The 15,954-nt window shown below is 35.1% G+C and carries 12 protein-coding genes; 5 read left to right on the forward strand and 7 right to left on the reverse strand.

The features are described from left to right. A partial coding sequence (locus AEQU1_RS15225) for a hypothetical protein (protein WP_408730914.1) occupies window positions 1–346 on the forward strand: 346 nt, incomplete at its 5' end. 65 nt (window positions 347–411) lie between these two features. Here AEQU1_RS15225 and AEQU1_RS15230 read toward each other — a convergent pair. The 5 genes from AEQU1_RS15230 to AEQU1_RS15250 form a co-directional block, all read right to left on the reverse strand. Beyond that, on the reverse strand, window positions 412–582 hold the full coding sequence (locus tag AEQU1_RS15230) for a DUF1328 domain-containing protein (protein WP_111882484.1): 171 nt from the start codon (window positions 580–582) through the stop codon (window positions 412–414). Between the two features lie 97 nt (window positions 583–679). Beyond that, a complete protein-coding gene (locus AEQU1_RS15235) occupies window positions 680–2,413 on the reverse strand; it encodes a hypothetical protein (RefSeq protein ID WP_111882486.1) in 1,734 nt (577 codons plus the stop codon). Window positions 2,414–2,415: 2 nt separating this feature from the next. After that, window positions 2,416–3,624 (reverse strand): DUF4249 domain-containing protein, encoded by a 1,209-nt coding sequence (locus tag AEQU1_RS15240; protein WP_111882488.1) that lies wholly within the window; start codon window positions 3,622–3,624, stop codon window positions 2,416–2,418. Window positions 3,625–3,629: 5 nt separating this feature from the next. After that, window positions 3,630–6,389 carry a TonB-dependent receptor gene (locus AEQU1_RS15245; RefSeq protein ID WP_111882489.1) on the reverse strand — a complete coding sequence of 920 codons (2,760 nt, stop codon included), beginning with the start codon at window positions 6,387–6,389 and terminating at the stop codon, window positions 3,630–3,632. 21 nt (window positions 6,390–6,410) lie between these two features. After that, window positions 6,411–7,145 carry a hypothetical protein gene (locus AEQU1_RS15250; RefSeq protein ID WP_111882491.1) on the reverse strand — a complete coding sequence of 245 codons (735 nt, stop codon included), beginning with the start codon at window positions 7,143–7,145 and terminating at the stop codon, window positions 6,411–6,413. A gap of 152 nt (window positions 7,146–7,297) precedes the next feature. Between AEQU1_RS15250 and AEQU1_RS15255 the strand changes: the two genes are divergently transcribed. From AEQU1_RS15255 to AEQU1_RS15265, 3 genes are all read left to right on the forward strand, one after another. Continuing rightward, the gene (locus AEQU1_RS15255) at window positions 7,298–7,777 is read left to right on the forward strand and encodes a hypothetical protein (RefSeq protein WP_111882492.1); all 480 of its coding nucleotides are present in this window, start codon (window positions 7,298–7,300) and stop codon (window positions 7,775–7,777) included. Window positions 7,778–7,852: 75 nt separating this feature from the next. After that, window positions 7,853–8,194, forward strand: a complete 342-nt coding sequence (gene arsC / locus AEQU1_RS15260; RefSeq protein WP_111882494.1) for an arsenate reductase (glutaredoxin) — start codon at window positions 7,853–7,855, stop codon at window positions 8,192–8,194. Between the two features lie 85 nt (window positions 8,195–8,279). Continuing rightward, entirely contained in the window at window positions 8,280–10,793 is a 2,514-nt protein-coding gene (locus tag AEQU1_RS15265) for an outer membrane beta-barrel family protein (RefSeq protein ID WP_111882496.1), read from the forward strand. 73 nt (window positions 10,794–10,866) lie between these two features. On the opposite strand, the gene AEQU1_RS15270 is transcribed toward AEQU1_RS15265, so the two are convergent. After that, window positions 10,867–11,037, reverse strand: a complete 171-nt coding sequence (locus tag AEQU1_RS15270; RefSeq protein ID WP_181566798.1) for a hypothetical protein — start codon at window positions 11,035–11,037, stop codon at window positions 10,867–10,869. Window positions 11,038–11,230: 193 nt separating this feature from the next. Between AEQU1_RS15270 and fumC the strand changes: the two genes are divergently transcribed. Beyond that, the gene (fumC, locus tag AEQU1_RS15275; RefSeq protein ID WP_111882497.1) at window positions 11,231–12,616 is read left to right on the forward strand and encodes a class II fumarate hydratase; all 1,386 of its coding nucleotides are present in this window, start codon (window positions 11,231–11,233) and stop codon (window positions 12,614–12,616) included. Between the two features lie 73 nt (window positions 12,617–12,689). Here fumC and ccsA read toward each other — a convergent pair whose 3' ends face one another. After that, the gene (ccsA, locus tag AEQU1_RS15280; protein ID WP_111882499.1) at window positions 12,690–15,878 is read right to left on the reverse strand and encodes a cytochrome c biogenesis protein CcsA; all 3,189 of its coding nucleotides are present in this window, start codon (window positions 15,876–15,878) and stop codon (window positions 12,690–12,692) included. Window positions 15,879–15,954 lie beyond the last annotated feature (76 nt).

A 15,954-nucleotide genomic window follows, 5' to 3' on the forward strand; every position in this document is an offset into this window, starting at 1 on the left:
AGATTATAATGATAATCTGGTAAGTCTTCAACCACTAAGTTCTATTACTTCCGTAGGAACTTATGTTCTTATTAGTTCTACTAGCATCTCACAACTTGGCTTAAATAGTTTAAATTCTGTTGGAGATAACTTTATGATCACATTTTGTCGAAACCTTACAAACCTCAACGATTTAAGTAATTTACAAAGTTTTGGTGGTGTTTTAACAATTTGGGCAAACGAAACTCTCACAGATTTTTGTGGACTAACAACAGCAGTATTAAATATGAACAAGCCTTTAGATATAACAAATAATCTCTATAACCCAACATTGCAGGATTTCATAAACGGCGATTGCAGTTTATAAAAATACAAAGGGAACAAGATTTAAAAAAATCTATGTTCCCTTTGCAAATCATTTTTTAGTTGGAATTATCTTCTCTTTCTCCCTACAAAATCACTTATCCACAAAACAAAAAGTAATAATATAAAAATACCGCTAATATATTTTGCAGGCTCTAATCCTCCTTCACCAATGCCAATAAAACCTATAACAGCAAATACGATTGCGAGTATAATATAGGTTGCTTTCCAATGAAGCATGATATTGAAGGTTTAAGGTTGTTTAAAAAGCAGCAACTAAAGTTAAACAATTTTTGGGATAATTTTAACAAATATTTCCTAATTTTAACAAAAATCCTTAATTATCTGTAACAGTTATATAATTTTTGGATAAAATATGAATACCTTCTTCCGAATAACCTTCCAATAAAATTTCAAAAACTCCCCCTACATCTGAAGTATAAAATGTGGTTGAACCTGAACCTTTAGAAACATCAAAATCTGGTTGCCATAATAGCTGAACTCTATAATCAGGTATTCTTACATTTGCAGAATTTTGGCCATAATTGAGACGGAAATACTTTTTATCTTTTACAGCAGGCGGCAAGCTAAATTCTTCAACATTTTCCTTATTATTGATTGGAAAATAATCTCCATTTTTTGTTTCAACAGCTATAATGCCACTGAATAATTTGGGACCAAAACGATAGGGTTTATTTATTATACGGATGCTTTCAATTTCCCTTGAATTATAGTTTATCAAATCTTCATTATTCAAAATTTGCACCCCGTCCATAACCACCAATGGTGGTATATCATTAAAGTTTGCAGTTCCATTTGGATCGTATTCATTATTGACTACAAATCTGCTTTCGCTACCCGTCCCCCTAATTGCAGCAAGAGTTACAACTTCGGTAAAAGTTTCTCTTACACTAGGAAATCTAGTATAATCGTCTAATAAGAATAGCGTCCCTAAATTGCTATAAAATTGGGCATTAGTTTCATTTTTAATAATACTATCTCTTTTAGCGTCATAGTATGCATTTTCTATTTGCATTTGCACACTTCGCTCCTGCAACCACTCCTTTATTGCAGGATCAAATTTTAAAAATGAAGCATCGCTTTTGCCTAAATCGAAATCTTTTTTATCTAAAACTAAATTAAAATTTGCGGCGTTAGTTTTGGTTTCGTTTAATTGAATAACACTTTTTTCAGCATTATATCCTTCAGACACTGAAAAGAAAAAGCGACCGTTACTGTTGGTTTTTGCTATTTTGAAAACATAATCTTTTCCAGGAATGGTAAGCGAAACTTCTTTGTTTGCAACAGGTTTATTATCCGTTTTGGAGAATACCACTCCAGAAATAATCTCTCCCCGTACTTCGGGTACATAAAATGTTTCTGAAACTATGTTTTTTTGATTATTTTCAGGTTTATCCGAAATTTCTAGTGGATTTATTTTCCGGACTGACAGTACATAATTTTCAGGATTGTTGCCAACTAGATTTTCAATGCTTATAGTAACTTTTTCACGATGGTTATAGGAGGATTTATCTGTAGTAATTAAAACCTTCCCTAATGGGGAGCTCAGCCTTTCTTTTGAACCCGGTTCAGTTACCATTTTCACAAATACGGTATCTACCTGCTTCCCAGCTATTTTTTTAGTTTTTACGAAAGAATTTATCACATTAATGCTTTTTTCCACAATGGCATCTTGAGTGTTATTTCTTGAAAAATTAGTATAACCTATAAGTCTATAAACCCCTGTTTTTAATGAAGAGGGAATAAAAAAATCGCCCTGGGCTGTTTTATTTTTTACTCTCAGTTTATGTGTAAAAACTACGGAATCATTTTCGTTGCGCATAGAAATATAGAGCACTTTACTTAAACTGGTTTCTCTGTTTGTAGCATTAAGGATATACGCTTTATACTGCAGCAGTTCGCCTGCTAAAAGCAGGTTTGAGTTAATAGATAGCTGCACAGTTTCTTTTGGAAAAATTTTTGTGTCAACGGCAACTTCCGTGTTTGGAATTTGTGCAGCAGCAAAAAATCCAAACAGTATAAATACTATAAATATTGATGTTTTTATCATAATTAATCTTCCCAAAAATCGGGTCTTACATTTGATGAAATAGAAGTGCAAACACTACATTCTTGTTTAGCTAGCGTAAACAAATAAGGTTGTCCATAATTTACAACCTGATAATTAAAATAGCTTAAATATGTAAAAATCACTTCCCGTTCGTTAGCATCATTATCGAATGTTGTATTATCACGATAATCCAGTACCAGCACATCACAATCCACAAAATAAGGAGGCTTTTGAAGCCCAAAATCCGCATAGTTAAAATAGATTCTTTTTGAAGTCATAGAAGACGCCTCAAAGAACCCTAAAACTTTTTCATCGGGGTTCATTTCAGAAACCATATTACCAGCAACATAGCCTGGTTGCCCTTGTGAAAGCAAGCTTTCTAAACTTCCCAGTTCTTTCAATATTTTATAAAAGGTATATGCTTCTACACTTTGAATGTATTGTTTTACCAAAATACTATAGCGGGTCTGAATTTTTGCGTCTAATTTGGAAAGATATTTAACAGGAAATCGCACTACTCTATTTTCGTTGAGTTCTTTGGTAGTGGTTTGATTAATGCCCGTAGAGTATTCGGTAGAATAACAAATTTCTTCGGGTTCACGTGGAGTTAAAATAACATCATAAGTATAATTACTAACATCAAAATTTATTATCTCGGCTATATAGGGCGAAGGGTTGGGAGCTACAACTTTATAGGTTTCTTCATATTCGTATCTAAAATATTTTGCATTGCCAGTAGGATCTTCAGTATTAACTAAAACTTGCACTCCATCTTTATCTTCATTTAAATCTTCAATACGCTCTGCATAAACCGCGTCCATTTCTATAACGGGCGGTAAGGTAACAGGAGATGATTTATAGCTCTTTCCATCTTGAGTTTTTATTTCTAGCGTATAAGCAATATTTGGCTGGGAGCTAAAAGCTTCATTTGAAATATAAAAACCAGTTTCATTATCTTGTGAAAAACTATACGTTTCCCCATTAATGCCAGAAACAGTTACCGTTGCATTATTCTCTGTTAGAATTTGAGGGTTTTCAAGGGTTGAAGTTCTGCTCAACTTTACCACTTGGGGTTTCATTTCATTTGTAATGGTGCTTTCCACTACCAACACTTTTTCATAGTCCACCGTTTCTATTTCATAAGGTTCTGTACAGCCCATCTGAAAAACCAAAATTGAAAAAAGCGTTATATATAAAATTTTTGTCTTCATATTTCCTAAAACTTAAAGTTATATGTTATTGTTGGTACGGGTACTGAAAATATTGAAGTTTTGTATGCTTTTATTTGTCCTTCGTCAGTAACAAAAAATACCGAGTATGGATTGTTTCTACCCAACACGTTATACACCGAAATATTAATAAAACTGTGCGCTAATTTTTTCAATTTGTGGTTTCCTTCAATATTTACTCCTAAATCAAGTCTGTAATAATCAGGAATTCGGAATTGATTTCGGTCACTGTAAAGCACTTGTTCCTCGCCTGCAAAAACATATCGCCCAATTGGATATGTAATAGGCCTTCCCGTTTGATATGTGAAATTACCAGAAAAGCTAAAACGCTTGGTCAGTTTATAATTCGCCACTACTGAAAAATCGTGTGGCTTATCATAGTTTGCTGGAAAGAATTCTCCATTATTTACGCGCTCTTGTATAATTTGGCTATCCAGCTTTACTTGGGAACGCGAATAACTATATCCAAAATAGCCATTGAATCTGCCTGCATTCTTTTTTACAAGAAATTCTACACCATACGCTTTACCTTCACCTTGTAATAGTTCGGTTTCAAGATCATCGTTTAATATTAATTGGGCACCAATTTTATAATCGAGTATGTCGTTCATTGTTTTGTAATAGCCTTCAATACTGAATTCCACATCTTTCCCAGGAAGATTTTTAAAGAATCCTAAGGAATATTGATTTGCGCGCTGTGGCTCAACGTTTAAATCTGAAAGCTTCCAAATATCAGTTGGTGACTGTGTTGTATTTGTGGAAAGAAGGTGCAAATATTGAATGGTACGGTTAAAGCCAGCCTTCACCGAGAAATCATTTCCCAATAAATAGCGGGCAGAAATTCTGTATTCTGGACCGCCATACGTTTCAATTACTTCATTTTTACCATAATTTTTAACTTCAACTATAGAGCTTTCACTTTTGGGAACACCTTCTGCGTACACATTTTGGCTAGCTTCCCCCAATGCTGCGTAGATTGAATAACGCAATCCCACATCCAGTAAAAATTTATCGCTCACTTCAAACAAATCTGCAAGATAAATGGCAGATTCTAAGCCTTTTTCTCGATCAACTTTCTTTGGGCTAACGTCCGAAGTTGAACCAATAGGAGTAATTTCTCCAGGATCTATAGAATAAAGTTTACTACTAAGTCCGTAACTCAATTTGTGTTTGTCACTTAACTTATAATTTAAATTAAGTTTTGCTTGATATTCGTTGAGCTCGTAACCAAAATCAAAATTTTCGTTGGCATCAGCTTCATAATTAATTCCGTATTTATACTGACTGTTTACCAAAATAAGCTCTGCCCTGCTCTTTTCACTAAAATTGTGGCCGTATTTTAAAGAAATCAACCTGTTGTTGTAATCAAAAACAGAATCTGAAGTTATACTGAAACGATCTTTACTGTAATAAAAAGTACCTTGAATCGTATTATTAGCATCAATATTGTGTTTGTATTTTACAATTCCATCATAAAAAGAAGCTTGACTATTTTTAAGTTCATCTTCGTTAAGACTTCTTAAAATCCAATCGGAATAAGTAGCCCTGAAGCCAGTAATTAAAGAAGCTTTTTCTTTAACTACAGGAACTTCTACTGCAAGATTGGCTGTAATTGGGCCTACGGAACCTTCCCCAGAAAATTTTTCCATATTGCCAGATTTTGTTTCAATATCAAAAACAGATGATAATCTTCCCCCATATTCAGCCGGAATACTTGCTTTGTAAATTTCTAAACTTCCCGTTGTAAAAGGGTTTACAGCAGAAAAGAAACCTAAAAAGTGAGACGGGTTATAAAGTACTGCATCGTCCAATAAAATAAGGTTTTGATCTGAACGACCACCACGAACGTTGAAGCCGCTAGAACCTTCACCCGTTGTTTTAATTCCCGGCATTGTTGTGGCAACCTTCAAAATGTCGCGTTCTCCCAGAACCAAGGGGATTGTTTTGATTGATTCTATGTCAATATTGGTTACGCCAACCACTGCATCCCGTACATTGGCATCTTTATTTGATTTTACTACTACTTCTTCAAGTGATTCTGTGTTTTCCTGTAATGAAATATTCAGTGTGCCATCACCATACATAATAACGTCCTGTCTTATTTTTTCATACCCCAAAAGATTCGTTTCCAATTTATTCAAACCATAGGGCAAACGGATACTAAAACCTCCATCAGAATCAGTTACAGCATATTTGGTGCGGTCTGTAGTAGAAATGGAAAGACTTTGAAGAGGTTCTCCTGTCTTGGCGTTTTTAAAAACTCCCGTGAGCGTGTAGGTTTTATTAGCTGCATTGGGCCGTTGTTTGCCAATAGTAACCATTTTTCTATTTCGTACCGTTTGTGGCGAAGCATATTCTTCCTGAAAAATGGGGGTATTATTGTTTTCTTCTATAACCTTTTCGTCTGGTTTTGCTTCATTAAAATAATCTGAAGGCAATTCAGTATAAACATAGGTATTGTTAAGAAGTATAACGTTTCCTTCCTGTAGCACATAATTTATATTGGTGTTCGCGAACAAACCATCCAAAACGTCGCGCAGCGGTTCGTTTTCAAAGTTTTTAGTTACAAAATGGCCTTTTAACCAAATTTCATCAAAATAAAAAGTATTATCTGAAAGAGTTTCTACCTTCAAAATTGCTTCTTCTAAAGGAGTATTGGTAAAAGATGCTGTTATAGTTTTGTTTTGTCCCAACATGCTACAAGAAACTAATAAAAGCGAAATAAGTACTAAATAGTTATTTTTCATCTAATATAAATTACCTGCAGGTTAGGGTTGTTTTATGTTATCTATTGAGCCGTCTAAATATTTCACAAGTTTTGTCATATAGCTATCCGGGTTAGATTTATAGAGCGTTTTGTAGCTTTTATGAAAGCTGCGTATCTGCTCTTTTTTTTCAGGCAAGATCTTTTCAATATCTTTTGAAGAATCAATTAAATAGTAGGTTTCATCATTTTGAAGCACATAAAAATTGACTTCAGTAAAACTGTACTGAATTCCACTTTTTAATGGCTTTTCTTTTTTCTTTTTTGTGTGTTTTATGTAAATGCTTAAATCATTACCGAGATAAGCTTTCTCGAAAAAACCATTTTTAGAAAAATTTAGATTGGTTTTGGTCAATCGAACAAAATGTTTGTTATAAATAGAAAATTCTTTTACAAATTCAGGAATTAAATTCACATTGAATATGCTCAAATTATCATCAGAACGGACTAATAAATTATCTGCTAAAAGATCATATTTCAAAAAAACATTGACATAATATTGCCCATTGTATTCTACGGAACCCTTGAAGTAATCAAAACCATTAAAATACCTATAACTTCCGTCCGTATTTAAAAAGGGGTCGGCAAACTCAGTTCCGTTATAAAGTCCTGTATTATCCAAACCAACAATTTTGTCGTAAGTTTCGTATATATTATTTTGTGGGTTGTTTTGGGAAAAAGCTCCAAAACATATAATAGCGAAGAGCGAAAAGGTAAATTTTATTTTTTTTGACGCCATATTATTTTTTTGCGATTTTAAATGTACACAAAAAAAGTTCTCGTTTGGAAATTGAATTTATTAAATGATTTTTTAAGTAACTTTTAGTGTTTTACCACTAGAAATTTTTTATTAACTAAAAATCAAATGTATTTTTACTTTAAATAAAAGCCATGAAAGCTGCTTCATTAAAAGAAATAAAAACGGAACTGAATCATCGTTCCACTCAAGAATTATTAGAGCTTTGCCTTCGACTTTCAAAATTTAAAAAGGAAAATAAAGAACTGCTCACCTATTTACTTTTTGAATCTGCAGATGAAGAAAGTTTCATTCAAAGTATAAAAACAAAAGTGGATGCCGATTTTGAAACTATAAACACAAAAACTTTTTTCTATATTAAAAAAAGCATTCGAAAAATTTTGCGTGAACTAAAAAAATTCATCCGCTATTCACAGAATAAGGAAACCGAAGTGGAGCTTTTGCTTTATTTTTGCCAAAAATTAAAAGATTTTAAACCGGCTATAAAACGAAATACTACACTTACCAATTTATATAATAGACAACTGGATTACATTTCAAAAAAAGTAGAGACATTACACGAAGATTTACAATATGATTATAAATTGGAACTAGATGAATTAGGAAAAATGTAGCGAATTGCATTAAGTATTTACAACCATATTCAAAAAAAATCTTTGAACTTTGAGCTCTGAACTTTAAATTATAATATGACAACTTTGTACCACAACCCCCGCTGCAGCAAATCCCGCGAAGCACTTATGCTTTTGGAACGGGAAGGCGAAACTATTGAAATAGTTAAATACCTTGAAAAACCGCCTTCACACCAAGAGCTGAAGCAAGTAATTGAACTTTTGGGAATAAAGCCTATAGAGCTTGTTCGAACCCAGGAAATCGATTGGAAAGAAAATTACAAAGGTAAAGATCTCACCGATGAGGAGATTATAGATGCTATGATTGAAAACCCCAGACTTATTGAACGTCCCATAGCTATTAAAGGGACCCATGCCATTATTGGCAGACCACCTCAAAAAGTTCTCGATATTTTATAATTAAACTTAATTTATTTAACAGAAAATTGGCAAATCATCATTAAACCACGGCTATTTTCGTGAGTCAAATTTTCTAAAGAATTCTATGAAGTTTTTATTATCTGTACTGCTACTATGCGCGACCTCTACCTTATTTGCGCAACAACCTGAAAAAAAACAAATTACCGTTAAAGGAACCATTTTAGAAGAAGGAACTAATTATCCTTTGGAATACGCTACGGTTTCTTTCATAAACCCACAAGGTAAAACTATTACTGGAGGAATAACCAATACAGAAGGTAATTACAGTATTGAAGTTCCCGAAGGAAAATATACAGTACAGTTTGAATTTATTTCATACAAAACAAAACAACTCACTAATCAAAATCTCACAAAAAACACAACACTTCCCAATATTTCTTTGGCCTTAGATGCGGCAAGCCTGGACGAAGTAGTAATTCGCGCAGAAACTACCGAGGTACAGGTTAGGCTAGACAAAAAAATATATAATATAGGTAAAGATCTTACTTCGGGTGGTGCTACAGTTAGTGACGCATTAAACAATGTACCTTCGGTAACAGTTGATGTTGATGGGGCGATAGCCCTACGTGGAAACGAAAATGTAAAAATCCTTATTAACGGAAAACCTTCAGCTATTGCTGGTTTTGGTTCTACGGATGCCCTACGCCAACTTCCTGCAGAAGCTATTGAACGTGTTGAAGTTATTACGTCTCCGTCAGCTCGTTATGATGCCGAAGGAACCGCAGGAATCCTGAATATCATTCTTAAAAAAGAAAAAACACTTGGTCTTAACGGTTCTATTAGTACCAGCATTGGCGTTCCTCTTAACAGCAACGCAACTGGAAATATAAATCTTCGAACGGATAAATTTAATATTTTTAATACCACAGGGGTTTATTACAGAAATAGTCCCGGAAAGGCTTTTTTCAATAATAACTACTTCCCACGTCCACTCTTGGACGAAAATGGAGAACCAGTATTGGACGATGATGAGGAACCGATAACAATAGACCCTGAATTTGATCAAGTGATTGAAGATAGAAAATACGACCGCATGGGTAAAGGCTTCAACACAAATTTGGGTATTGAATATTTTTTATCTGACCAATCCTCAATTACCGCAAGTGGTTTTTACCGCCAAAACGATGGCGATGATCAAACTACAAACAATACCGCAAATTATAACAATAATATACTTGAAGAACAGAGCAGAAGACTTGAGAACCAAATTGAAGACAGATCAAATTATCAGTTTTCATTAAATTATGTAAACAATTTCAATGACGAAGGCCACAAATTAACCGCAGATCTTCAGTATGATCGAGGTAAAGACACGGAGCGTTCATTAATTACTAATCAAAGAACGCTGCCAGATTTTGAAGTTCTTCCTTCTGAAGATATTATCAATAAAGAAAATCAAAAAGAGTATTTAGCGCAGGTAGATTATGTCTTGCCTATGGGAGAGAATGCACAATTTGAGGCAGGTTACCGTGGTAATTTTGAAGAAAACATTACTGATTATACTTTGCTTGAGGAAGCTGGTACGTCCGGGAATTTTATTAGAAATGATAGTCTTTCAAATGTTTTTACATACAATGAAAATGTGAATGCCTTTTATACACAATATGGAAATAAATTTGGAAAGTTTTCTTTCTTACTCGGGCTTCGCCTTGAAAACACACAATTAAAAGGAAAAGTAGCCGCTGAAAATGTTTCAGAGAATGCGCCTTTCGACTTAAATTTCGACAAAAGTTACACTGGCTTATTCCCAACCGTAAATCTTACTTACGAAATAAAAGATAACGAAAATATTACTCTTGGATATAACAGACGTATCAACAGACCTAGAAATTGGTATATAAATCCCTTTCCATCTCGCTCCAGTGAGGCTAATATTTTTCAAGGAAATCCAGATTTAGATCCAGCTTATGCAAGCGCTTTCGATTTAGGGTACCTAAAACGTTGGAAAAAACTCACATTGACTGCTTCGGTATACTATCAAAATGAAACAGATGCTTTTGAAAGAGTGCAAGAAGAAACTGGTGATGAAACCAGCAATGGAATACCCATTATCCGCACACTACCTATAAACCTTTCCACAAATGAGCGCTACGGTTTTGAAGCTGGTCTTATGTACAATCCAACAAAATGGTTAAATTTAAACGGAAGCTTTAATTATTTCCTTTTCAAAACGGAAGGCTTTTATAACAATGTGGATTATGGCGCAGAAAACACCAGCTATTTTGGTAGATTCAGCAGTAAATTTAAACTACCCGCAAAGATTGAATGGCAAACAAATGCCTTTTACAGAGGGCCTTCAAATAATTCCCAAACAGAAACAGACGGAATACTTTCGGTAGATATGGCAATGAGTAAAGACATAATTGATGATAATGCAACACTCGCATTAAGCGTTAGCGATCTTTTCAATACTAGAAAAAGAAACAGTCTAACAACAACAAATACCTTTACCAGCGAAAGCGAATTTCAATGGAGACAACGTCAAGTAACATTAACTTTCACATACCGCTTTAACCAAAAGAAACAGCGCCAACGCCCTGAAAGAAGTGGTGATGATGAAGGTGGATTTGAAGGATAGATTTCTTCTTCATAAAGCATAAAAAAAGGGAACCAAATTGGTTCCCTTTTTTATATAAAATATGTTTTAAAAATTATTTCAATTCTTTGTTTTTCTTTTCCTCACGCTTCATTTTCCAATTTTCGTATAGCGATCCGCCAATCCAATAAGGAAGAATGCTTACCAAGAAGATCATTAACCAAAATCCTAAAGTAAGAATCATTAAAAATGCAAGAAATCCTAAATATTGTTCAAAAGTAAACATGGTGTGGCGTTTTTAAATTGATGGTTCAAAGATAAAAGGTTTTTTTGAGAAACGACAATAAAATTTTTCGATTTATTCACAACAAATAAACATCTGTGCGGGTTGAACAACTTTTGGCTTTTCATTACCTTTGCCTTTGTACTCTCAGCTTTAAAATTAAGGAGGGATAATAATTCATAATAATTATTTCACAATGCAATATAGAATAGAAAAAGACACGATGGGCGAGGTAAAAGTACCAGCCGATAAACTTTGGGGCGCACAAACGGAGCGTTCTTTTGAAAATTTTAAAATCGGTCCGAAGGCTTCCATGCCCTTGGAAATAATTTATGGCTTTGCATATTTAAAAAAAGCAGCGGCCTATACTAACTGTGAGCTCGGTGTACTTTCCGAAGAAAAAAGAGATTTGATTGCCAGGGTTTGTGATGAAATTTTGGACGGAAAACACGATGACCAATTTCCATTGGTAATTTGGCAAACAGGAAGCGGCACACAAAGCAATATGAACGTGAACGAAGTAATTGCAAACCGCGCTCACCAAATTGCTGGAAAAACCATTGGTGAAGGCGAAAAAACGCTTCAACCGAATGATGATGTAAACAAGTCACAATCTTCTAACGACACTTTCCCCACGGGAATGCACATTGCCGCTTATAAAAAATTGATTGAAACCACGCTTCCCGGAGTTGAGCAACTTCAAAAAACACTTTCAAAAAAAGCTGAGGAATTTAAAAACGTAGTGAAAATTGGCCGCACCCATTTTATGGACGCCACTCCCCTAACTCTTGGGCAAGAATTTAGTGGATATGCCGCACAACTTGAATACGGAATTAAAGCTTTGAAAAATACACTTCCGCATTTAGCAGAACTTGCTTTGGGGGGAACCGCTGTGGGAACAGGTTTAAATACTCCAAAAGGTTATGATGTAAAAGTTGCTGAATTCATTGCAAAGTTTACCGAATTGCCATTTGTAACTGCAAAAAATAAGTTTGAAGCCCTTGCGGCACACGATGCTTTGGTTGAAAGTCACGGTGCTTTGAAACAGTTGGCCGTTTCATTGAATAAAATAGCAAATGATGTGCGCATGCTTTCCAGCGGCCCACGCAGCGGAATTGGTGAAATAAGCATTCCAGCTAACGAACCAGGTTCATCTATTATGCCCGGCAAAGTGAACCCAACGCAGTGTGAAGCACTAACCATGGTTTGCGCGCAAGTAATTGGAAATGATATGGCAATTGCCGTTGGCGGTATGCAGGGACAATTTGAACTGAACGTTTTTAAACCTGTTATGGCTGCCAATTTTCTTCAATCCGCACAATTGATTGGTGATGCTTGTGTTTCTTTTGACGTGCATTGCGCAAAGGGAATTGAGCCTAATTATGAGATAATCAAAAAGCAACTGAATAACAGTTTGATGCTTGTTACTGCTTTAAATCCAAAAATAGGGTATTACAAAGCCGCAGAAATTGCAAACACCGCTCATAAAAACGGAACTACCCTAAAAGAAGAAGCGGTGAATCTCGGTTATTTAACTGCCGAAGAGTTTGATGAATGGGTAAAACCAGAAGATATGGTTTAAAATATTTTAGTTTTTTTGACCACGAATTCACGAATTATTTTCTAAAATATTCGTGAATTCGTGGTTTTATTTTTTATTCAATTTTCTTTACTTTCTTTTTCTTCCCATAAAACTTCTTATACCTAAAATAAGCCACAGTACTTAAAATCACTGCAAAAATTGCAATCCACCAAACAAAAGTAGGCGTTGCAGGAGCATCACCACTTGCGTAGGAATGTAAGCCGCTTAGATAGAAATTCACTCCAAAATAGGTCATCATAATAGAAGCATACGCAAAAAGTGCAAAAACATTAAAAATCCAACGACCGCGCAATCCGGGAACCAATCTGGCGTGAATTACAAAGGCGTAGACCATAATGCTGACAAGCGCCCACGTTTCTTTTGGATCCCAGCCCCAATAACGGCCCCAGCTATCATTGGCCCACTGACCGCCCAAAAAGTTCCCGATAGTAAGCATAACCAAACCAACCGTAAGTGCCATTTCTGTTACCACAGTTAATTCACTTATATTGATTTCCATTTTTTTCAAATTTCCTTTTGTTGTGAAAATCATCAAAAACAAAGAAGTTGCCGCGAGAATCATCCCCAAAGTGAATGGGCCATAACTAGCCACAATCACAGCAACGTGTATCATCAACCAATAACTATCTAAAACGGGCTGAAGATTTGCAATAGATGGATCTAGCCAGTTTTCATGAGCAACCCAAAGAATAATTGCACCTACAAAAGCTGTGGATGCAACTGTTAAATCACTTCTACGTCCAAAAGCCATTCCGAAGAAAATGGTTGCCCAAGCAACATAGATTACAGATTCATAGGCATCACTCCAAGGTGCATGACCACTAACGTACCAACGCAGCGCAAGTCCTAAAGTCATTAATGCGAAGAAACCCCACATGATGATTTTCGATGCCTTTATAAGTGTTCGTAATATTTTTCGATCTTTAAAAAGTTGTGCTATAATAAAGACAAACATCAAAATACCAAAGATTGCAAAATATTTATACAACCTATTAAATATATCGGCTTGGTTATAAATAGTTTCGGCGCGAAGTTTGTTTTCAGATGGCATTACTTCGGCTCCGTACTTTTTTTGAAAATTAGTTATACTTTCCAAAAGTTCATCGGCCTGTTTATAATCGCCGCTTTCCCGTGCTTTTTTTAAACTGTCAAAATACAGCGGAAGAATATTTTTGGCGTACAATGAATCCATTCCTTTCAAATTAGTTTCATTAAGTTCGGGATAAGAAACCCATTTATTTCCCTCATCATCGGGAATGGGAAATATTTTCAGAATACTTCCACTTAAAGCAGCATTCAGCAATGAAAAGTTTTCGTGTGCTTTAATAAAATCCTTTTGAAACTGGTTTGGATTGGTTGTCCGAGTGGCTGCTTCCAAATACGGTTCCAATTTGTAGTTTCCTTTTGAATCAAAAAGATCAAGCAACGCAATATCTTCTTGTCCGTCTGGAACTCCTGCAACGTGACGAATACTGTCGTTACCTCGCTTTAGCGCAATCAAAGGCACTTCAACCCAAAGCCTCGGAAACTCAGTCATTGAAATAAAAACCTGATTGGCATCCAACCCTTCGTAATTATCACTGCGACTTATTTTTCGTAAAAGCTCGCTCGCAAAGGTGTTGATGGGCTTCATACGCCCATTGTCCTGAATTATTAAATGACCGAACTTTGCAGCGTGTTCCTTGCTGACAGCATTTACTTTTATTACTGAGTCTATTTGTTTTTTTGGAACTGTGGTATGTGCAGGTTCCTTTGCTACTTGAGCTATACCCGAAAGAGAAAATAACAATACTAAGATTGTTATCATACTTTTTTTCTTCCTTTTAATGCGATTTAAAATTTCTTCCAGTTTACCAAAACGACTGTGTTTACTAAAAAGAATAGCCATTAGACCAAAATACAACAGAAAATAACCTAAATAAGTAATCCAGGTTCCCCAACGATCGTGGTTTACGGAAAGTATAGTACCGCCTTCATCGGGGTCAAAGCTTGCTTGAAAAAAGCGAAAGCCCTTATGATCCAAAACATGATTCATAAAAATATCTGCATCGAAATGTGATTTATCTGCATCGATAACAGTTACTTTACTTTTAAAGGAAGAATAACCTTTTTCAGTGCCAGGATATTTTGTAGCAATAAAATCATTAAGAGTTATACTAAAAGGAATATCAATTTTTTCTGAACCGTAGCTCAAATAAACTTTCAATCCAGCAATTTCAACTTCTTCGGGGTCTGGCGAAGTTCCTTTTCCACCGAGAAGTTCTACAGTTTTTGTTTCATCTTTTGAAGAAACTTCTAAAATAAGCGCATCTTGATTTGAAGGCTCGCCTGCTGGAGCTTTTACAACACCAAAAATTCCTTTTGTAACAGGTTCTGGAATCACAAAGGAAATACCTGCCATTCTATAAAGTGATCGCAAATTAAAAGCCTGCACACTGTCTGCAACAACTTCACCCTTCATTTGGTCTGCCATTCGCATAAAATTTCCTTCAAAAGGACTAGAAACAGTATAGGTTCCATCCTCTAAATAAGTGATGTTTATAGCTCCCTCTGTAGGTTTGTTTATTGCGAAAAGAATGTTATGGATATTTGAAACTTCCCCAACTTTTACCCAATGATCATGACGTTCCCCATCACCTGACTCTACTATTTTTAAATATTGCTCGCCTTCTTCACTTGGGCTTAAGCCTTCCGTTGCACCTTTTATATAATTTTTATATTTAATGGTAACGGGCTGCTTATTGTAGTCTGTTTCAATCGTAAAATCGTTATTCAGCTTTTCAGAAAGATTTAATTTCTTTGGCTCCAAAGGTCTCCTTTGTGCTACCCCGTCAATCATGTAATCTCCGTCAATAAAGGTTGTTAAATAAGTTTTATCTGAAAGTATAGAGCTTTCAGTTTGTCCTTCACGAATATGCATAATACCTTCATAGCCAATATAACGCGTTACAAAAGCACCAATAATTATAAAAATAAAAGCCAAGTGAAGTATCAACGAAGCCCACATTTTACGCTTGTGAAGATTGTACCGAAAAATATTTCCTATAAAATTTACAACAAACAGCGCCATTATGGCCTCAAACCACCATGCGTTATAAATTAGCTCTCTTGAATAAGCGGTTGGAGGTTTTTGGGCTGATGCATCCATAAAGGTTCCAGCGGCCATCGCGACAGCAAAAACAATAAATAAAAAAGCAGTTAAACGAGTGGAGAAAAGAACGGAAATAATCTTTTTTTGCATTACAGGGAATTTTGGCGCAAAAATAATAAATAACGCCCATTTAATCTACGGAAATGTGTTAAGTATTATTTCTTTT

Source organism: Aequorivita sp. CIP111184 (assembly GCF_900489465.1).
GTDB lineage: Bacteria > Bacteroidota > Bacteroidia > Flavobacteriales > Flavobacteriaceae > Aequorivita.